The organism is Streptomyces sp. NBC_01142 (assembly GCF_026341125.1).
Taxonomy (GTDB): Bacteria; Actinomycetota; Actinomycetes; order Streptomycetales; family Streptomycetaceae; genus Streptomyces.
Genome location: NZ_JAPEOR010000001.1, coordinates 2,713,494 through 2,732,500, shown reverse-complemented (window position 1 = coordinate 2,732,500; position 19,007 = coordinate 2,713,494). Strand labels below are relative to the sequence as shown.

The following is a 19,007-nucleotide window of genomic DNA, read 5'->3' as shown; positions in this document are numbered from 1 at the left end:
TCCTCAGCTCTCCTTGACTGCCATGGCGGCACTGATCCGTCCCGCGATCTCCACCGGGGTGAGGCCGATGTCGGCCAGCACCTCACCGCGTTTGGCGTGCGCGAGGAACTGCTCGGGGATGCCGAAGGTCCGCAGCGGCACGTCCACTCCGGCGTCGCGCAGTGCCTGTCCGACGGCCGAACCGACGCCGCCGCTGCGGCTGTTGTCCTCCACCACCGCCACCAGCCGGTGCTGTGCGGCGAGCGGCGGGAGCTGTTCGTCGACGGGCTTGACCCAGCGGGGGTCCACGACCGTGCAGCGGATGCCGCGCCCCTGGAGGAGATCGACCGCCTGCAGGCAGACGGAGGCCAGCGCGCCCACCGACACCAACAGCACCTCGGCGTCGTCCGCCCGGTGCAGTACGTCCATTCCGCCGATCCGGCCGATCGCCTCGACCGGAGCGCCCACCGACTCCTTCGGGAAGCGCAGCACGGTCGGCGCGTCTTCCACCTCGACGGCCTCGCGCAGCTCCTGGCGCAGCCGGTCGGCGTCGCGCGGTGCCGCGATCCGCAGCCCCGGGACGACCTGCAGTATCGACATGTCCCACATGCCGTTGTGGGAGGGTCCGTCGACCCCGGTGACCCCGGCCCGGTCCAGTACGAAGGTCACTCCGCACCTGTGCAGGGCGACATCCATCAGCAGCTGGTCGAAGGCGCGGTTGAGGAAGGTGGCGTACACGGCGACGACCGGATGCAGCCCGCCGGTGGCGAGCCCGGCCGCGGAGACGGTGGCGTGCTGCTCGGCGATCCCGACGTCCCACACCCGGTCCGGGAAGCGTTCGGCGAACGCGGTCAGCCCGACGGGGTGCAGCATCGCGGCCGTGATCGCCACGACGTCCGGCCGCTCGGCACCGATCCGGGCGATCTCGTCCCCGAACACCGAGGTCCAGGAGGGGCCGTCGGAGGGTGTCAGCGGCTCGCAGGTGAGCGGGTCCATCACCCCGACGGTGTGGAATCGGTCGGCCTCGTCCTGAAGCGCCGGCTGGTAGCCGCGCCCCTTCTGGGTGAGGCAGTGGATCAGGACGGGCCCGTGGAAGCGTTTCGCGCGGCGCAGTGCCGACTCGACGGCACCGATGTCGTGGCCGTCGATCGGCCCGACGTATTTCAGGCCCAGATCCTCGAACATCCCCTGGGGCGCGAAGGCGTCCTTGAAGCCCTTCTTGGCGCCGTGCAGCGATTCGTACAGCGGCCGCCCGATGACGGGCGTGTGCGTCAGGAGGTCCTTGCCCCATGCCAGGACCCGCTCGTAGCCGTCGGTCGTACGGAGCGTGGCGAGGTGGTTGGCAAGCCCGCCGATCGTCGGCCCGTAGGACCGTTCGTTGTCGTTCACGACGATGATCAGCGGACGGTCCTTCGCCGCCGCGATGTTGTTGAGCGCTTCCCACGCCATGCCGCCGGTGAGCGCTCCGTCCCCGATGACCGCGACCACATGGTCGCTGCGGCCCAGCACCTGGTGTGCCTTGGCAAGACCGTCGGCCCAGCCGAGCACGGTGGAGGCGTGGGAGTTCTCGATGACGTCGTGCTCGGACTCCTCGCGGGACGGATAGCCGGACAGACCGCCCTTGCCGCGCAGCTTGGAGAAGTCCTGCCGGCCGGTGAGCAGTTTGTGTACGTAACTCTGGTGCCCCGTGTCCCAGAGGATGCGGTCGGCGGGCGAGTCGAAGACCCGGTGCAGGGCCACGGTCAGCTCGACCACGCCGAGATTGGGACCCAGGTGGCCCCCGGTCCTGGCCACCGCGTGGACCAGGAACTCTCTGATGTCCTGGGCAAGTTCTTCGAGTTCTGCTTCGGTCAGCGCCTTGAGATCGCGCGGCCCCCGGATGTTCTCAAGAATCGTCACGGTCGGACCCCCTTCGCATACTGTTCAGCTCACGGTGACGGCGGGCGGCCCGGAGGCGGCCCCTGCGTCCTCCATGGATTCCGCGATCTTCATCGCCTCTTCGATGAGGATCTCGACGATCTTCGACTCGGGAACGGTCTTGATGACCTCGCCCTTCACGAAGATCTGCCCCTTGCCGTTGCCCGACGCCACACCGAGGTCCGCTTCCCTCGCCTCGCCCGGGCCGTTGACGACACAGCCCATGACCGCGACGCGCAGCGGCACCTCCATGCCCTCCAGACCGGCACTGACCTGGTCGGCGAGCTTGTAGACGTCGACCTGGGCGCGGCCGCAGGAGGGGCAGGAGACGATCTCCAGGCGGCGCTGCTTGAGGTTGAGCGACTCCAGGATCTGGAGGCCGACCTTGACCTCCTCGACGGGCGGCGCGGAGAGCGAGACACGGATCGTGTCGCCGATGCCCTCGCTCAGCAGCGCACCGAAGGCGACCGCGGACTTGATGGTGCCCTGGAAGGCGGGACCGGCCTCGGTGACGCCGAGGTGCAGGGGGTAGTCGCTCTGCGCGGCCAGCTGGCGGTAGGCGTTGACCATCACGACCGGATCGTTGTGCTTGACCGAGATCTTGATGTCACGGAAACCGTGCTCCTCGAAGAGGGACGCCTCCCACAGCGCGGACTCCACCAGCGCCTCCGGGGTGGCCTTGCCGTACTTCCTCAGCAGCCGCGCGTCCAGCGAACCGGCGTTGACGCCGATACGGATCGGGGTGCCGGCCGCGGAGGCCGCCCTGGCGATCTCCTTGACCTTGTCGTCGAACTGCTTGATATTGCCCGGATTGACCCGGACCGCCGCACAGCCCGCGTCGATCGCCGCGAAGACGTACTTCGGCTGGAAGTGAATATCCGCGATCACCGGGATCTGCGACTTGCGCGCGATCGTCGCCAGCGCGTCCGCGTCGTCCTGAGTGGGACAGGCCACCCGCACGATCTGACAGCCCGACGCCGTCAGCTCGGCGATCTGCTGCAGCGTCGCCCCGACATCGGAAGTCCTGGTCGTCGTCATCGACTGCACCGACACGGGGGCATCCCCGCCCACAGCCACCGAGCCGACCTCGATGCGCCGCGAGGTGCGGCGCATCGCGATCGGCCGGGCAGGCAGCCCGGGGAGCCCCAGTGCGACAGGCTCGCCGGCGCTCACAACGTCACCCGCGGCTTCCCGAGGCCGTATCGCGCGCCGCCCGCAGCGACTCCTTGAGGGAGCCCATGGTGGCGAGGACGGCGGTGGGCTCGTAGCCACAGTGCGCCATGCAGTTGGCGCAGCGTGGGTCCTTGCCGCGGCCGTACTTGCTCCAGTCGGTGTCGTCGATGAGCTCCCGGTAGGTGGGAACGTACCCGTCGCTCATCAGATAGCAGGGGCGCTGCCAGCCGAAGAGCGAGTAGTTGGGGATTGCCCACGCCGTGCACGGGAAGTCCACCTTGCCCTCGAGGAAGTCGAGGAAGAGCGGCGAGTGATTGAGCCGCCACCGCCGCCGGTTTCCTCCGGCGAAGGACTTCCTGAAGAGCTCGCGGGTCTGCTCGACGCCCAGGAAGTGCTCCTGGTCGGGCGCCTTCTCATAGGCGTAGGCGGGCGAGATCATCATCTCGTCCACCTTCAGATCGTCATTGAGGTAGTTGAGGACCTCGATGACGGTCTGCGGGGTGTCCGTGTTGAAGAAGGTCGAATTGGTGGTGACCCGGAAGCCGCGCCGCTTGGCCTCCTTGATCGCCTCCACCGCCTCGTCGAACACCCCTTCCTTGGCCACCGATTCATCGTGCCGCTCCCGCAGGCCGTCGATGTGCACAGCAAATGCGAAGAAGCGGGAAGGGGTGAATTCCTCGATCTTCTTGCGCAGCAGCATGGCATTGGTGCAGAGGAATACGTACTTCTTCTTTGCCACCAGCTGCCGCACAATTTCAGCGATCTGCGGATGCATCAGCGGCTCGCCACCGGCGATGGAGACCATCGGCGCCCCGGATTCCAGTACCGCCCCGACCGCCTGCGCGACCGGCATGCGCTGCTTGAGAACTCCGGCCGGATGCTGGATCTTCCCGCAGCCCTCGCACTTCAGATTGCAGGCGAAGAGCGGTTCCAGCTCGACGATGAGCGGAAACTTCTCACGCTTGCGGAGCTTCTGTTCAAAGAGGTACGTCCCGACCCTGATGGTCTGGCGGAGCGGCATGGCCATCTAGCTCACCTCCTGGGGAGCAGCAAAGAACGGTGCCATTCGAAGAAAGCAGGAAGGACGGCACGAAGAACGCGGAAAGCCGATATTCCACCGCGTACCGTCCCAATACGGACCAGCTCATGCTCTGGAGCGTCCACGACCACCCGGACGGCCGCAACCGGGCGGGGCCCAACGCCCACGGCGGTACGCAGCGTGGCCGCGGACTCCATGTCCACCGCGATCGCCCCGGTGGCGGCGAGCTCGGCCCGCTCGTGCCCGCGTACGACGTGGTCGGATCCCATCAGCGGACCGGTGTGCACCGTGCGCCCCGGCGCCGCCCGGGTCACCGCCCCGACCAGCAGTTCCGTCTGCGTACAGGCCGTGGAGCCGTCGGCGTGGCGGGTCTCGTCCGCGACGACCAGGTCCCCGGGGTGCATCCCGGGGGCCAGCCCCGCGCAGAAGCCGGACGCGACGACCGCCGCATCCCGCAGCGCCTCCTCACCCAGTGCGTCCCGGACGGCACGTTCCGCGCTGTGCGGCCCCATGCCGGTGCGCAGCACGCTCACCGTGCCGCGGGCTCCGCTGCGGTCGCCGCTGCGCAGGGCGAGCTTCTCGATGCCGAGCGCACAGGCGATCAGGAGCGGCGCGGCGGAGCCGGACGGCTGAGAGGATCCTTCCATCAGCCCCCCTTGCCGGTGTCCGTGCGGTCGGCGAACGGCTCCCCGTGCAGATACCGCCCCAGCGCCGTGAGCGGGAAGACCTGCCGGTAGAGGTGGTAGTTGATGGAGAAGTCCCAGGGGAAGCCGGTGCCGGTGAAGTACGGCTCGTCCCAGGAGCCGTCCGCCCGCTGGGTCTCGGCGAGCCAGGCCACTCCACGCTCCACCGGCTTGCTCTCCCGCTCCCCCGCCGCCAGCAGCGCGAGCAGCGCCCAGCCGGTCTGGGAGGCGGTGGAGGCGCCACGGCCGATCCACTGCTCGTCGCGGTAGGAGCGCAGGTCCTCGCCCCAGCCTCCGTCGTCGTTCTGGACGGATTCGAGCCAGTGGACCGCCCGGCGGATCGCGGGGTGCGAAACCGGCAGCCCGGCCGCGGTCAGCGCGGGCACCACCGACCCGGTGCCGTAGACATGGTTGACGCCCCAGCGCCCGAACCAGGCGCCGTTCGCCTCCTGTTCGGCGAGCAGCCACTCGATGCCGCTCCGGGTACGGGGGTGGTGGGCCTTGCCCTCGTAGGCCAGCATCTCCACGACATGCGCGGTGACGTCCGCCGACGGCGGGTCGATGACCTCGCCGAAGTCGCAGAACGGCAGCCGGTTGGGGAACGGGCTGGTGTTGTCGGCGTCGAACGCGGCCCAGGCGCCGTTCCTGGACTGCATGCCGAGACTCCAGCGGGTGCCCCGCTCGATCGCCGAATCGACGGCCGCGGGGTCGGGGTGCCGCACCCTCCTCAGGGCGAGAATGACTTCGGCCGTATCGTCGATGTCCGGGTAGTTGTCGTTGTGGAACTCGAACGCCCAGCCGCCAGGGGCCAGTCCGGGCCTGCGTACGGACCAGTCGCCAGGTCGTACGATCTCCTCCCCCAGCATCCAGTCGGCGGCCTTCACCAGCGCCGGATGGTCGGCGGGCAGCCCCGCGTCGGCGAGGGCGATGGTGGCCAGGCAGGTGTCCCAGACGGGCGACTGACAGGCCTCGATCATCCGCGCGCCGTCCTCGCGCCATAAGGCGAACCGGTCGAGTGACTCAAGACCGGCCCGCATGACGGGGTGCTCAAGGTCGTAGCCGAGCAGATGCAGGGCGATCACGGAGTACACGGCCGGCGGCTGGATTCCGCCCCAGCAGCCGTCGTTCTCCTGACGCTCGATGATCCAGCGGGCGGCGGCGTTCATCGCGACGCGCCGCAGCCTGCGCGGCGCGAGCCTGTGGTACGCGTGCAGCACCTTGTCGGTGCGCTGGAAGAAACCGTCCCAACTCCCGGCGGAAGCAAGAGGCTTGGGAGGGTTCGGCCGACGGGCGTCGGTGTGCAGTTCGTCGAGGGCGAAGGGAGCGGGCCGTACGGGCCGCTTCGCGGAGACGACGGTGAGGGGCACGATGGTCTGCCGCGCCCAGCAGCCGAAGTCGTAGATGTTCAGCGGGAACCACTTCGGCAGAAAGATCAGCTCGGGCGGCAGCTCGGGGAGGTCGTCCCACTTCCACCAGCCGAAGAGCGCGAGCCAGATCCGGGTGAAGACCCGGCTCTCCGCGATGCCGCCGCGGCCGCGGATCCAGGCGGAGGCGCGCGCCATGTGCGGATCGTCCGGCCGGTCGCCGGCCAGCCGCAGCGCCACGTACGCCTCAATGGTGGCGGAGAGTTCGCCGGGCCCGCCGTAGAAGGTGGCCCAGGTGCCGTCCTCGCGCTGCTCGCCCCGGATGAAGCGTCCGGCCGCTTCGGTGGTCCGCGTGTCCCGGATGCCGAGGAACTGACGGAGGAGCAGGTCCTCCGCGTCCATCGTCACATTGGTCTCGAGGTCGCCCTTCCACCAGCCCTGGGCGTCCTGTCTGCCCAGCAGATGCGCGACGGAGCGTTCCGCGGCCCGCCCGGCGGCCTCGAGGATGTCGCCCGCGGCAGGGCGCTCGGCAGTGCGCGTATCGGTGGTTTCACCGGCCACGGCCGCGCCGGCCCCCAGGGGCCCGCTGCTTCCGTCGGTCGTCGCTGTCATGGCTTCCCCTTCGTTGCAGTGGTTCTCTGCTGTGCTGGGGTCTCCGTCGGCCGGCGCCCGGTTTCCCGTGCGCCGACCGGCGACTGCTTGGGGGCCTGGGGGCTAGCCCCCAGAAGACACGCGTATACGGGTGATGGCGATCATCTCTTTCGTACGACGACGAAGTCCGCGAGCGCGACGAGCTGCGCTCGCACCCGATCCGGCATGTCGACGCGGTCCAGCGCCTCGATCGCGACGGCGTGCTGCCTGCGGGCCTCCTGGGAGGTCCATTCGCGGCCGCCCGCCTCCTCGATCAGGGCCGCCCTGGTGGCGAACTCCTCCTCGGAGAAGCTGTCGAAGTCATTGCTCTTGGCGTCGGCCGCGAGCAGCTCCCCGAGGCGCTGCGAGGCCGGTCCGCCGGCGGCGAGCGCGGCGACGACCGGCAGGGACTTCTTGCGCTGGCGCAGATCGCTCCAGGTCTGCTTGCCGGTGGCCTCCGGGTCGCCCCAGATGCCGAGCAGATCGTCGACGGCCTGGAAGGCGAGACCGAGGTGGTAGCCGTAGGCCTCCAGCGTGTCGGCCGTCCTGTCGTCCGCCCCGCCGAGCACGGCGCCGATGGAGACGGCACAGGCCAGCAGCGCGCCGGTCTTGTTGCCCTCCATCTCCAGGCACTCCTCGACGGTGACCCGCTCGCGGTGCTCGTAGGAGATGTCCTGGGCCTGGCCGTCGATCAGCTTGCGCGAGGCAGTGGTCAGCCGGCGTGTGGCACGCCCCGCGTCGACGGTGCCGAGTTCCAGCAGGACCTCGTTGGCGAGGGCGAAGAGCGCGTCGCCGACGAGGATCGCCTGGGCGGGCCCGTGGACCTTCCAGACGGTGTCGCGGTGGCGGCGCTGCTCGTCGCCGTCCATCAGGTCGTCGTGCAGCAGTGAGAAGTTGTGCACCAGCTCGACGGCGACTGCGCCGGGGACGCCCACCTCCGGCGCAGCTCCGGCCGCCTCGGCGGAGAGCAGCGCGAGCGCGGGACGTACGGCCTTGCCACCGTCCCCGTCGGCGGGCCGTCCTTGTGCGTCGATCCAGCCGAAGTGGTAGGCGGCGACGGTGTCCATGGGCGGCGCGAGCCGGTTCACGGCGGCGCGCAGCACCGGGGTGGACATGGTCCGCCCGCGTTCCAGCAGCGCCAGGATGTCCAGGCTCTCTCCGCCGGCTGCGAGGTCATCAGCCGGGTTCGCCGAGGGCACAGTCGGCACGGTCTCTCCTCTTGTTCCAGTACTGAGGCTCACGCCGCCTCCTTGAGCGGATGTTCATGGTGGCGGCCGAGCGCGGAGAGTGCCGCGCCCGCGGCGCTGAAGCCGCTGCGTACGGCGCTCTCCATGGTTGCGGGCCACCCGGTGGCGGTCCACGAGCCCGCAAGGTACAGGCCGGGGGCCCGGGTGCGCGCACCCGGTCGCAGCCGGCCGACTCCGGGGGCGGGGGCGAAGGTCGCCGTCCGCTCCCGGGTGACGAAGAAGTCGCGTACCCGAGCGGCGCGCGCGGCGGGCAGCAGCCGCTCCAGCTCGGGCAGATAGCGCTCGCGCAAATCGGCGACAGGCGTGTCGATCTCGTCCTGTGCCGCGGACTGGGACAGCGCCAGATACTGGCCGTCCTTCAGTCCCGAGGCATCGGTGCGGTCGAAGACCCACTGGACGGGGGTGCCGAGCGCGGCGAAGAAGGGACGGCGCAGCACCTTGCGGTCGTACAGGACATGGATGTTGAGGATCGGCGCGGTACCGATGTCGAGCAGCCGGTCGGGGTCCTCGAGCGCGCCTTCGGGCAGCAGCGTGTGGGTCTCGCGCTGCGGTACGGCCAGGACGACACTGTCCGCGTCGAGCCGCTCGCCGTCCACCTCCACATACCAACGCCCGTGCTCGGCGCGGGAGATGCTCCTGACGCGGGTGGACAGCTCGGTGCGTACGCCGGCGGAGTCGAGGGCCTTGCGGGCCAGCGTGTCGTGCAGTTCACCGAGGGGCACGTGCGCCCAGCCGATGTCGGCGGCACCGGGCTCGGAGAGCAGCCCGGTCTTGAAGACCATCGCGGCGAGACCCATGGAGGCGTTCGGCGCGGTGGCGTTCAGGGTCGCCACGCCGACCAGGTCCCACAGCGCGTCGATGGTGCGCGGCGACTGACCGTGGCGGCCCAGCCAGGTACCGAAGTCGATGCCGTCGAGGGCCGGGTCGGCCGGGTCGAGCCGCTTGAGGGCGAGTGCGGCGCGCCCGACGCCCGCCCGCTCGGCGAGCGAGAGGTGCGGGTAGCCGGCCAGGCCGGCGGCAAGGTGCAGCGGTACGGGCAGTGCGGTGCGGCGCAGCCGTCCGAGACGCGGTCCACTCGCGGGGGCCACGTCGAGGACGGGTACGTCCAGGCGGTTCTGGAGCGGGGCGAGATGCGCGCCCTCGACCCGGTCGAGGAACCAGCGGTAGGCGGTACAGCAGCGCAGGTACACATGCTGCCCGTTGTCGACGGTGAGGTCGCCGCGGCGGAAGGAGAAGGCAAGGCCGCCCAGGCGCGGGCGGCCTTCGACCAGGGTGACGCGGACTCCCGCGTCGGCGAGTTGCAGCGCCGCGGTGACGCCGGCGAGTCCTCCGCCGACCACCACCGCGTGCCGGGAACGCATGTCGTCGTCGTCCGTCATGCGACCTCCCCTCGGGCCGTTGCAGTGAGGGACGCGGCGCCGTGGCGGACGGTTGCGCACCACGGGTGCGCGTACGCCTGCTGGTGCGTGTGCGCCCGCATCAGGAACGTCCCCTGAGTGTCTGCCGGGTGACGTGCCGGGCGTCGAGTCCGGACAGGCCGCGCACGGCGACGTACGCCTTCTCACGCCCCGGCAGGGACACGCGGCCGCGCAGCACCGCCTCGGGTTCGCGCTCGATGCGGTCCAGGAGACGCCGGTAGATGCCGGCCATCGCGGCGACGCAGGCACCGCTGCGCCGGTCGAGCATGGGCAACAGCCGGTAGCCCTCGGCAAAGAGCGTGCGGGCGCGCCTGACCTCGAAGTGCACCAGGCCCGCGAAGTCGGATCCGGGCGGCGGGGTGGCGCTGTGGAAGCCCGCGGAGCAGCCGAACTTGGCGAGGTCGTCGGCGGGCAGGTAGGTACGTCCGTTGCCGGCGTCCTCGCGGACGTCCCTGAGGATGTTGGTGAGCTGGAGCGCCAGTCCCAGCGTGTCGGCGTACTCGGCGGCGCGCTCGGCGCCCCGCGCGCCGGGCTGGGTGCCGAACACGCCGAGCGAGAGCCGCCCGATCGCACCCGCGACACACCGGCAGTACGCCTTGAGCTCGCCCCAGGTCTCGTACGTCTCGCCGCGTACGTCCATCAGGACGCCGTCGATGAGCTCGTCGAGCCCGCCGAGCGGCAGCGGGAAGCGGCGCGCCGCGTCCGCGAGCGCCACGGCGACCGGGTCGGTGTCGTCCTCGTCGACCGCGCCCTGGCTGATCCGCTCGAGAAGGTGCCGCGTCGCCTCGAGCCGGTCACGCTTGGCCGTCGGGGCGAGGGTGCCGTCGCCGATGTCGTCGACGCGCCGCGAGAAGGCGTACAGCGCCGACATGGCCTGCCGCTTGTCGGTCGGCAGCAGCCGGATCCCGTACGCGAAGTTACGCGCCTGCTGCCCGGTGATGGCCTCGCAGTAGCTGTACGCGGCCTGCACCGGTGCGGACACCTGGGTCGGTCCCTCCATCGTCCGGCTCACCCCTCTCTACGCGCTCTTCGCAAGACAGCTCCCACTTCACGCAGCAGATTCGCCTTGGTGCGCTTGGGCGGTCCGGGTAGTACGTCGTGTCCGGCGGCCGCGATCGCGTGGAGGGCGGCGCGCCCTCCGGCCACAAAACCGGCGAGCAGCAGCCGCAGCCTGCCGTGGACGCTACCCACCAGCGGCGTGCCTTCATTCAGCAGCTCGCGGGCGCGTTCGGCTTCGTACGCGACCAGTGCGCGCACCGATGCGCCCCCGGTCCGGGCGGCCAGGTCGGACTCGGTGACATGGAACCGCAGCATGTCCTCGGCGGGGAGATAGATCCGGTCGCGCTCCAGGTCCTCGGCCACGTCCTGGAGGTGCTCGATGATCTGGAGCGCCGTACAGACGGCGTCGGAGCGGCGCACGCGCTCGGGGCTGGCCGTCCCGGTGATCTGCAGCACCAGTCGGCCGACGGGGTTGGCGGACAGCTCGCAGTAGGAGAGGAGATCGTCGTAGGTCTCGTAGCGGCGTACGTGCTGGTCCTGGCGGTTGGCCTCGATCAGGCCGAGGAAGGGGGCCGGGGTGAGCGAGCGGCGGCGCACGGTCGGCCGGAGGGTCCGCAGCAGGGGGTGCCGCGGCGTGCCATCGAAGACGCGCCGCAGATCGGCCTCGAAGGCGTCGAGCAGGACGGAGGGATCGTCGCCGTACACGGGGTCGACGCCGAGGTGCCGGGCGTCGGCGCCGCCGGGCGCGAGGTCGCCGTCACCGATGTCGTCGACGAGGCGGGCGTAGCCGTACACCGCCATCAGGTCGTCGCGCCAGGCGCGTGGCAGGAAGAACGGGGCCACCGGGAAGTTCTCACCGGATGCCTTGTCGAGTGTGGCGCGCGCGGAGGTCTCGGCGCGCGCCTGCCGGGTGCCCGTCACTGCGTGCTGCCCGGCACGGGGACGGCGAAAGCCTCGCGGAGCTGGAGATTTCCCGTCATTGCCGTCACATCTCCCGTTCTACACTGCCGACCGAATACATCCTATTTCGGACACGCCGCCGGTCCTCCCGGCTGCCGGTGGCCCGTCCGGTGTACGGGATACCCAGGGGGTATCGCCCCACTTGCCGCAATTCAGCACCGGTACAGCTTACGTTGTACAACGCCCGGTGATACGTCGGGGTGTTGCGCGCATTACAAGAACGCCGCTGTTCCGGCCAACCGTCCCCGCAGTCGCGGGATGTGACCTTGGCCCGACACCTTCCAGGACGCGGACGACCCCCGCCGGGTTGCTGCGGCGGGGGCCGTCGGGCCGTGCTGCCGGGCGGACTACTTGCCGGTCTCCTTCTCGTACGCCTTGATGACCTCGTCCGTCGGGCCGTCCATCAGGAGTTCGCCCTTCTCCAGCCACAGGACGCGGTCACAGGTGTCCCTGATCGACTTGTTGCTGTGGCTGACCAGGAAGACCGTGCCGGCCTCCTTGCGCAGCTCACGGATGCGCTGCTCGGAGCGGATCTGGAACCTCCGGTCACCGGTCGCGAGCGCCTCGTCGATCATCAGGACGTCGTGGTCCTTGGCGGCGGCGATGGAGAACCGGAGCCTGGCCGCCATGCCGGAGGAGTACGTACGCATCGGAAGGGTGATGAAGTCGCCCTTCTCGTTGATTCCCGAGAAGTCGACGATCTGCTGGTAGCGCTCGCGGATCTCCTCGCGCGACATTCCCATGGCCAGGCCGCCGAGTATGACGTTGCGCTCGCCCGTCAGATCGTTCATGAGCGCGGCGTTCACACCCAGCAGGGAGGGCTGGCCGTCGGTGTAGACCTTGCCGCTCTCCGCGGGCAGCAGGCCCGCGATGGCCCGCAGCAGGGTCGACTTGCCGGAGCCGTTGGTCCCGATCAGGCCGATCGCCTCGCCGCGGTACGCCGTGAAGGTGACGCCCCGGACCGCGTGCACCTTGCGCACACCCCGCGACTCGCCCTTGTCCCGGCGCAGTATCCGGCTCAGGGCCGCGGTCGCGCTGCCCTTGCCGCCGCTGCCGGCGTTGACCCGGTAGACGATGTGCACATCGTCGGCGATGACCGTGGGGATGCGGGCGTCACCGGCGTTTCGGTCGTTCTTTTCGTCAGCCACGGCCGTACCGCTCCTCAGCCTTCCAGAAGTACACAAAGCCTGCGCAGCCGATCAGGGCCGCCCAGATCAGGCCGGCACCCCAGACGTGCGACGGCAGGTTCTCGGCGCCGTAGCCGTCGATCAGGGCAAAGCGGATGAGGTCCATGTAGATGGCCGCCGGGTTGTACATGAGTACATCGGCGATCCAGGCCGGCTTGTCCGCCAGCATCACCGGGATGGAGAACATGACGCCCGACGCGTACAGCCACGTACGCATGATGAAGGGCATCAGCTGTGCAAGGTCCGGAGTCTTGGAGCCCAGTCGCGCCATGATCAGGGCCAGGCCGGTGTTGAACACGAACTGCAGCGCGAGCGCGGGCACGATGAGCAGCCAGGACCAGGTGGGGTAGCTGCCGAAGGCGACCACGATCACCACCAGCACGATCATGGAGAACAGCAGTTGCTGGAGCTGCTGCAGCGCGAAGGAGATCGGCAGCGAGGCCCGCGGGAAGTGCAGCGCGCGCACCAGCCCGAGGTTGTTCGAGATCGCCCGGACACCCGCCATCACCGAGCTCTGGGTGAAGGTGAAGACGAACACACCCGTCACCAGGAACGGGATGTAGATGTGCGTCGGCATTCCCTTGCTGGCCTCGAGGATCAACCCGAAGATCAGGAAGTAGACGAGCGCGTTGAGCAGGGGGGTCGCCACCTGCCACAGCTGGCCGAGCTTGGCCTGGCTGTACTGGGCCGTCAGCTTGGCCTGCGAGAAGGCCAGGATGAAGTGGCGGCGGCCCCAGAGCTGCCGGACGTACTGGACAAGCCCCGGTCGGGCACCACTCACCGACAGGCCGTACTTGGCGGCGAGCTCCGCCGGGGACAGGCCGTCGTCAGCGGATGGCGTAGGGCTCATCGCGATGGCACCGTCGTGGGTTGTGTCACTCACAAGTTGAAACTTTCGTGTTCAAGATGCGCGGCAGTTCGGGCGCTGGTTCAGGCCCGATGCTCTCAGAGCCGAGCTTGTCAGATGACAGGAGGTCGGCCCAGCCGGGTAAGCCGCCATACCGTACGCCACCTCATGGGGCGGCGGGGTCCACAAGGTGTGCGCATACCCTCCTTGAAACCTCCGAACCAGGCCTTCAGCGCGGGCATCGTAGGTCGCCGGGCGAGCGTGAGGAGCACCCAGACCCCCAGGTAGACGGGGATCAGCGGCGCGGGCAGATTCCGGCGCGCGACCCAGACCCGGTTGCGGGCCACCATGCGGTGGTAGACCGCGTGCCGGGACGGGGGCAGTGTCGGGTGGAACAGCACCATGTCCGAGCGGTAGTCGATCGCCCATCCGGCGTCCAGTGCCCGCCAGGCTAGGTCGGTCTCCTCATGGGCGTAGAAGAACTCGTCCGGCAGCGAGCCGACCTCGGCGAGGACCTTGGTCCGTACGGCATTGGCGCCGCCGAGGAAGGTCGTCACCCGCGAGGAGCGCATGGGGTCGGAGGCGCGCAGCCGCGGGACGTGGCGGCGCTGGGTGAGCCCGGTCTCCGGGTCGGCGATCCGGAAGCTGACGATGCCCAGCCCCGGGTCGGCGTCGAAGGCCTCGCGCACCAGCGTGGCGGTGTCGGAGTTCGGCAGCAGACCGTCGTCGTCGAGGAAGAGCAGGGCGTCGACGGCCGAGCCGGACGGGCCGAAGGCCTCGATGCCGACGTTTCGGCCACCGGGGATGCCCAGGTTCTCGGGCAGGTCCACGGTCCGTACGCCCTCGGGGACACCGGTCACCGGGGTGCCGTTGCCGACGACGACCACCTCGATCGGGTCGCCGTCCTGCTTGGCGACCGAGTCCAGGAGGGCACGCAGATCGTCCGGCCGGTTGCCCATCGTGATGACGACGGCACCCAGCTTCATCGGCCTGCTCGTCTGCGTACTCATTTGAGCCTGCTCGACGCCAGGATGGAGACCAGGTGCAGCAGCGTCTGGACGACCGCGATGCCGGCGAGGACCGCGATACCGAGGCGGGTGAAGAACAGGTCGCCCTGGATCGTGTCGATGATCGCCACGACCAGGATGAAGAGGCTGGCCTCGATCCCGCCGACGAGCCGGTGGAACTTCAGCGCGGCCGCGGCACGGCGGGCCAGCGCCAGACCGGAGGACCGGGGCACGGATGCCTCGTCCTTGACGGCGGGCAGACCGCTGCGCTGACGGGCCACGTCGACCAGGTCGGTCTCGGCCTTGATCAGGATCGCGCCGAGCGCGGCGACCGTACCGAGGAAGGCCCACAGCCAGTTGGTGGTGCCCTCCTGGTGGAAGACATCGGCGCCGCGGATGCCGAAGCCGACCAGCAGGGCCGCCTCGCAGAGGTAGTGGCCGATCCGGTCGAGATAGACGCCGGTGATCGAGGTCTGGCCGCGCCAGCGGGCGACCTCTCCGTCGACGCAGTCGAGCAGGAGGTAGATCTGGAAGAGCACCACCGCGAGGATCGCGCCGGTCAGTCCCGGGATCAGCAGGGCCGCGCCGCCCAGCACGCCCACCACGACCATGAGGTAGGTGAGCTGGTTGGGGGTGATCTTGGTGTTCACCAGGTACGGGTCGATGTGCAGCGAGATCTCTCGCATGTACATGCGCCCGGCCCAGTGCTCTCCGCTGCGCCGGTCCTTGACACCGTCGGGGTGAACGACCGGACGGAGTTCAGCTACTGATGGTCTTGACATAGTCGGCGTAAGCGTCCCTGATGTGGTCTGCGGACAGGTCGAGGTGCTCCAGGATCGTGAAGCGTCCCGGGCGGGTCTGCGGTGCGTACTCCACTGCGTTGACGAACTCGTCGATGCTGAACCCGATTTCCTCGGGGAGCACCGGCAGGCCGTGTCTGCGCAGTACGTCGGCGAAGAGGCCCGACTCCTCGCGGGCGCCGCGCAGATGCATCGCGAAGGCGGCGCCCAGGCCGACCTGCTCACCGTGGAGCGCACTGCGCTTGGGGTGGAGCAGGTCGAAGGCGTGACTGATCTCATGACAGGCACCGGACGAGGGCCGGGTGTCTCCGCTGATCGACATCGCGATGCCGGACAGCACGAGCGACTCGGAGAGCACGGTGAGGAACTCGTCGTCGCCGACCCCGCCGGGGTGGCGCAGAACGGCCTCGCCGGCGGTACGGGCCATGGCGGCGGCCAGTCCGTCGACCTGCTCGCCGTTGATCCGGTGGGAAAGCTCCCAGTCCGCGATCGCCGAGATGTTGGAGATCGCGTCGCCGATGCCGGAACGGATGAACCGGACCGGTGCGTCGCGGATCACATCGAGGTCGATGACCATGGCGATGGGCGTGGGGACGCCGTAGGAGCCGCGGCCGTTGTCGTTGTCCAGGATGGACACCGGGGAGCAGATGCCGTCGTGCGAGAGATTCGTCGCAACAGCCACCATCGGCAGGCCGACCCGGGCCGCGGCGTACTTCGCCACGTCGATGATCTTGCCGCCGCCGAGGCCGACCACGGCGTCGTACCGCTTGCCCTTTATGTCGTCGGCGAGCTTGACCGCGGAGTCGATGGTGCCGTCGGCGACCTCGTACCACGCGGCGCCCGGGAGCACCGGGGAGAGCTTCTCGCGCAGCGCCTGGCCGGAGCCGCCGCTGATAGCGATCGCCAGCTTGCCGGAGGAGGAGATCCGCTGGTCGGCCAGGAGGCCGGCCAGATCGTCCAGGGCACCGCGGGCGATGTCGACGACGACCGGCGACGGGATGAGCCGGGTCAGTACTGGCACGCGATCTCACGGCCCTTCGCGAGGTCGTCATGGTTGTCGATCTCGACCCAGGTGACATCGCCGATGGGGGCCACGTCCACGGTGAAGCCGCGGTTCACGAGCTCCTGGTAGCCGTCCTCGTAGTAGAGGTCGGGATCGCGCTCGAAGGTGGTCTTCAGCGCGTCGGCGAGCTCCTCCGCGGCCTCGGGCTCGATGAGGGTGACACCGATGTACTCGCCGGTGGCGGTGGCCGGGTCCATCAGCTTGGTGATGCGCTTCACGCCTCCCAAGCCGCGGTCGCCCTCGGTGATGACCTTCATCTCCTCGTCGGCGAGATGCTTCACCGTGTCGAGGGCAAGGATGATCTTCTGGCCGTTGCCGCGGGCGGCGAGCAGGGTCTTCTCGACGGAGACCGGGTGCACGGTGTCGCCGTTGGCGAGGATGACGCCCTGCTTGAGGACCTCACGGGCGCACCACAGGGAGTACGCGTTGTTCCACTCCTCGGCCTTGTCGTTGTCGACGAGGGTGAGCTTGAGGCCGTAGGTGGACTCCAGCTCCGCCTTGCGCGCGTAGACGGCCTCCTTGCGGTAGCCGACGACGATGGCGGCCTCGGTGAGCCCGATCTCCGCGAAGTTACCCAGGGTGAGGTCGAGGACGGTGGTATCGCCGTCGACGGGCACGAGGGCCTTCGGGAGCGTGTCGGTGTAGGGGCGCAGGCGCCTTCCGGCACCGGCTGCCAGTACGAGGCCGATCATGCGGGTTCTCCTTCGTCATGTACGGCGGGTGCTCCGGAGGACACCCAGAAGCGGATGCTCTCGACGAGCACCACGAGTGCGACGGCCACAGCAAGGGCCGCCAGCGCGATGGTGAAGTCCGAGTTGTTGAGCAGGACAGCGAGCAGCGCGACTGCCAGGATCCGTCCTTCGTGTCCGCCGATCGCCCGCACCAGCCAGCGTGGCGGCGCCCCCGTACCGCCGCGTATGCGGTACACCGTGTCGTAGTGATGGTAGGCGACAGCGGCCACCAGCCCGAAGGCTGCGGGCAATGCCCCGTTCACCTCGGCGTGAGCCGCGAGCACCAGGACGGTGCCGTATTCGGCGGCCCGGAACACCGGCGGGACGAGCCAGTCGAGGGCGCCCTTGAGGGGGCGGGCGACGGCGATGCCCGAGGTGACGACGTACACCGCGGCGGCGAGCGCCGTCCAGACGGTGCCGTAGTCGGTGAAGGCGGCCGTGACCACGAGGGCGGCGGCGCCGGCCACGGCGGCGGCGAGAGGTATGAGCCCGGGGAGCCCCGGGGCTTTCTTCCTGAGGGCACGTGCGACGCTCTCGGCAAGCGGGCCGGAGTCGGCAAGGTCCGCGAGCGCCTGTGCGGCACGGTCGGTGCGCCGTGCCCTGCGGGTGAGGGAGCGCAGGACGCGGCCGGCCGTGGTGTAGAAGGCGGCGAGTGCGCAGCCGGTCAGGAGCGCGTAGAAGACGATCCGGGGGGTGGTCACGGCGGTGAGCACCGCGATCATCGCCCAGCGTTCGCCGATCGGCAGCACTATCATCCGGCGCACCCAGACCGTCCAGCCGACGCTGTCGAGTTTGTCGGAGAGCGCGGCGGTGGGGCTCGTGTTCGCGGTCGCGTCGTGGTTCGCCTCGTTGAAGGAGAAGTCGACGACGTGCCGGCAGGTCTGGAGGATCATCGCGCCGAGCGCGAGCGCCCATACGTCGTCGCCGCTGCGGGCTGCGCCGAGGGCGAGGCCCGCGTAGTAGGCGTACTCCTTGGCACGGTCGAAGGTCGCGTCCAGCCAGGCGCCCATCGTGGAGTACTGCAGCGAGTAGCGGGCGAGCTGCCCGTCGGTGCAGTCCAGGACGAAGGAGAAGAGCAGCAGCAGGCCGGCCGCGACATAGCCGCCCCGGGTGCCGGTGGCCGCGCTGCCGGCCGCGATCAGCGCGGTGAGCAGCGAGGCGGTGGTGACCTGGTTCGGGGTCAGTCCGCGGCGCGCGCACCAGCGGGCGAGGTAACGCGAGTACGGGCTGATGCAGAAGGTGGTGAAGAAGCCGTCGCGGGCCTTGACCGCGGAGCGCAGCCGTACGGCTTCGTCGTCGACCGCGCTGACGGCCTGACGGGCCTCGTTGCGGGCCTGGGGGTCACCGGGCACGGTCGCGACGAGCGACCCCAGCTCGGGCCGGTGCACAGCGGTGCCGTCGGCGTCGAGAGCGTCCGCGAGCGCGTCGGGCAGCACCTGCGTCCCGGTGTCCGCGCCGGGGAGGGTTCCGGGCCACACCGCGGCCTGGACGGCCGACAGGGTGTCGCCGTCGTCGGCCGCGCCGCCCGCCGCATCGGCGGTGGCACCGGAAGCCGCGGATGCGGCCCCGGACGGGGTGCCCTCGCCCGCCGCGGCCGGCATGGCGCGGGTCAGCGCAGTCCGGGCGTCGGGCTGCACCGTCAGGGCGCCGGGGACCGCGGCCGCCGGGAAGCGGGGGTCCGTCAGCGCCAGGCGCAGGGCGTGGATGTGCCCGACGAACCGGGGGTCGACGACGGCCACCCGGTCGGCGCCCGGTACGGCGGCGATCAGTGCGGCAGTGTCATCGGGTCCGGCGGCGACCCGTACGTCAAAGCCCAGCGACCGCAGATCGCCCTCGAGCGACGATCCGGGTACTGGCGGACCGGTGAGGATGGCGGTCGACAGACGAACTCACTCCTTGGAGCTGGCATTGCTGGTGTGCGGCGGCTCGACCCGGTGCACGGGCGGCGGCATGTCGGCAGAGG

Annotated in this window: 17 protein-coding genes; all 17 read right to left on the bottom strand. The window is 69.9% G+C overall.

Annotation, left to right across the window (positions count from 1 at the left end; all coding sequences use genetic code 11):
- Positions 1-3: 3 nt before the first annotated feature.
- The 17 genes from dxs to OG883_RS12380 all read right to left on the bottom strand — a co-directional run bounded on the left by dxs (position 4) and on the right by OG883_RS12380 (position 18,927).
- The gene (gene dxs, locus OG883_RS12455) at positions 4-1,878 is read right to left on the bottom strand and encodes a 1-deoxy-D-xylulose-5-phosphate synthase (RefSeq protein ID WP_266539144.1); all 1,875 of its coding nucleotides are present in this window, start codon (positions 1,876-1,878) and stop codon (positions 4-6) included.
- A gap of 24 nt (positions 1,879-1,902) precedes the next feature.
- A complete protein-coding gene (gene ispG / locus OG883_RS12450; RefSeq protein WP_266541458.1) occupies positions 1,903-3,009 on the bottom strand; it encodes a flavodoxin-dependent (E)-4-hydroxy-3-methylbut-2-enyl-diphosphate synthase in 1,107 nt (368 codons plus the stop codon).
- A 64-nt stretch (positions 3,010-3,073) separates the two neighbouring features.
- The gene (gene hpnH / locus OG883_RS12445; protein WP_266539143.1) at positions 3,074-4,096 is read right to left on the bottom strand and encodes an adenosyl-hopene transferase HpnH; all 1,023 of its coding nucleotides are present in this window, start codon (positions 4,094-4,096) and stop codon (positions 3,074-3,076) included.
- Between the two features lie 5 nt (positions 4,097-4,101).
- Positions 4,102-4,755 (bottom strand): 1-hydroxy-2-methyl-2-butenyl 4-diphosphate reductase, encoded by a 654-nt coding sequence (locus OG883_RS12440; protein WP_266539141.1) that lies wholly within the window; start codon positions 4,753-4,755, stop codon positions 4,102-4,104.
- Positions 4,755-6,767 (bottom strand): squalene--hopene cyclase, encoded by a 2,013-nt coding sequence (shc, locus tag OG883_RS12435; protein WP_266539139.1) that lies wholly within the window; start codon positions 6,765-6,767, stop codon positions 4,755-4,757. Before shc ends, OG883_RS12440 begins: the two co-directional genes overlap by 1 nt.
- A 140-nt stretch (positions 6,768-6,907) precedes the next feature.
- Entirely contained in the window at positions 6,908-7,984 is a 1,077-nt protein-coding gene (locus OG883_RS12430) for a polyprenyl synthetase family protein (RefSeq protein WP_266541456.1), read from the bottom strand.
- A gap of 38 nt (positions 7,985-8,022) precedes the next feature.
- Positions 8,023-9,411 carry a hydroxysqualene dehydroxylase HpnE gene (hpnE, locus tag OG883_RS12425; RefSeq protein WP_266539137.1) on the bottom strand — a complete coding sequence of 463 codons (1,389 nt, stop codon included), beginning with the start codon at positions 9,409-9,411 and terminating at the stop codon, positions 8,023-8,025.
- Positions 9,408-9,512 (bottom strand): DUF6380 family protein, encoded by a 105-nt coding sequence (locus OG883_RS46995; RefSeq protein ID WP_353963132.1) that lies wholly within the window; start codon positions 9,510-9,512, stop codon positions 9,408-9,410. Before OG883_RS46995 ends, hpnE begins: the two co-directional genes overlap by 4 nt.
- Positions 9,512-10,450 carry a presqualene diphosphate synthase HpnD gene (gene hpnD / locus OG883_RS12420; protein WP_266539135.1) on the bottom strand — a complete coding sequence of 313 codons (939 nt, stop codon included), beginning with the start codon at positions 10,448-10,450 and terminating at the stop codon, positions 9,512-9,514. The genes OG883_RS46995 and hpnD overlap by 1 nt, the downstream gene beginning before the upstream one ends.
- An 8-nt stretch (positions 10,451-10,458) precedes the next feature.
- Positions 10,459-11,370 carry a squalene synthase HpnC gene (gene hpnC / locus OG883_RS12415; RefSeq protein WP_266539133.1) on the bottom strand — a complete coding sequence of 304 codons (912 nt, stop codon included), beginning with the start codon at positions 11,368-11,370 and terminating at the stop codon, positions 10,459-10,461.
- A 386-nt stretch (positions 11,371-11,756) separates the two neighbouring features.
- Positions 11,757-12,557, bottom strand: a complete 801-nt coding sequence (locus tag OG883_RS12410; protein WP_266539131.1) for an ABC transporter ATP-binding protein — start codon at positions 12,555-12,557, stop codon at positions 11,757-11,759.
- Positions 12,550-13,479, bottom strand: a complete 930-nt coding sequence (locus OG883_RS12405) for an ABC transporter permease (protein ID WP_266539129.1) — start codon at positions 13,477-13,479, stop codon at positions 12,550-12,552. Before OG883_RS12405 ends, OG883_RS12410 begins: the two co-directional genes overlap by 8 nt.
- 77 nt (positions 13,480-13,556) lie before the next feature.
- Positions 13,557-14,429: a glycosyltransferase family 2 protein gene (locus OG883_RS12400; RefSeq protein ID WP_266541455.1), complete on the bottom strand. Its 873-nt coding sequence runs from the start codon at positions 14,427-14,429 to the stop codon at positions 13,557-13,559.
- Positions 14,430-14,449: 20 nt separating this feature from the next.
- The gene (locus OG883_RS12395; RefSeq protein ID WP_266539127.1) at positions 14,450-15,232 is read right to left on the bottom strand and encodes a CDP-alcohol phosphatidyltransferase family protein; all 783 of its coding nucleotides are present in this window, start codon (positions 15,230-15,232) and stop codon (positions 14,450-14,452) included.
- The gene (locus OG883_RS12390) at positions 15,210-16,271 is read right to left on the bottom strand and encodes an iron-containing alcohol dehydrogenase family protein (protein ID WP_266539125.1); all 1,062 of its coding nucleotides are present in this window, start codon (positions 16,269-16,271) and stop codon (positions 15,210-15,212) included. Before OG883_RS12390 ends, OG883_RS12395 begins: the two co-directional genes overlap by 23 nt.
- Positions 16,259-17,005, bottom strand: coding sequence for a phosphocholine cytidylyltransferase family protein (locus OG883_RS12385; RefSeq protein ID WP_266539123.1), 747 nt, complete (start codon positions 17,003-17,005; stop codon positions 16,259-16,261). Before OG883_RS12385 ends, OG883_RS12390 begins: the two co-directional genes overlap by 13 nt.
- Positions 17,002-18,927 (bottom strand): DUF5941 domain-containing protein, encoded by a 1,926-nt coding sequence (locus OG883_RS12380; RefSeq protein ID WP_266541453.1) that lies wholly within the window; start codon positions 18,925-18,927, stop codon positions 17,002-17,004. Before OG883_RS12380 ends, OG883_RS12385 begins: the two co-directional genes overlap by 4 nt.
- Positions 18,928-19,007: the final 80 nt, after the last annotated feature.

Bases quoted from the DNA above. Each gene is read 5' to 3' on its own strand.
- hpnH (WP_266539143.1), bottom strand. From the start codon at position 4,096: ATGGCCATGCCGCTCCGCCAGACCATCAGGGTCGGGACGTACCTCTTT.
- OG883_RS46995 (WP_353963132.1), bottom strand. From the start codon at position 9,512: ATGCGGGCGCACACGCACCAGCAGGCGTACGCGCACCCGTGGTGCGCA.
- shc (WP_266539139.1), bottom strand. From the start codon at position 6,767: ATGACAGCGACGACCGACGGAAGCAGCGGGCCCCTGGGGGCCGGCGCG.
- OG883_RS12385 (WP_266539123.1), bottom strand. From the start codon at position 17,005: ATGATCGGCCTCGTACTGGCAGCCGGTGCCGGAAGGCGCCTGCGCCCC.
- hpnD (WP_266539135.1), bottom strand. From the start codon at position 10,450: ATGGAGGGACCGACCCAGGTGTCCGCACCGGTGCAGGCCGCGTACAGC.
- ispG (WP_266541458.1), bottom strand. From the start codon at position 3,009: ATGCGCCGCACCTCGCGGCGCATCGAGGTCGGCTCGGTGGCTGTGGGC.
- OG883_RS12395 (WP_266539127.1), bottom strand. From the start codon at position 15,232: ATGTCAAGACCATCAGTAGCTGAACTCCGTCCGGTCGTTCACCCCGAC.
- OG883_RS12400 (WP_266541455.1), bottom strand. From the start codon at position 14,429: ATGAAGCTGGGTGCCGTCGTCATCACGATGGGCAACCGGCCGGACGAT.
- hpnE (WP_266539137.1), bottom strand. From the start codon at position 9,411: ATGACGGACGACGACGACATGCGTTCCCGGCACGCGGTGGTGGTCGGC.
- OG883_RS12440 (WP_266539141.1), bottom strand. From the start codon at position 4,755: ATGGAAGGATCCTCTCAGCCGTCCGGCTCCGCCGCGCCGCTCCTGATC.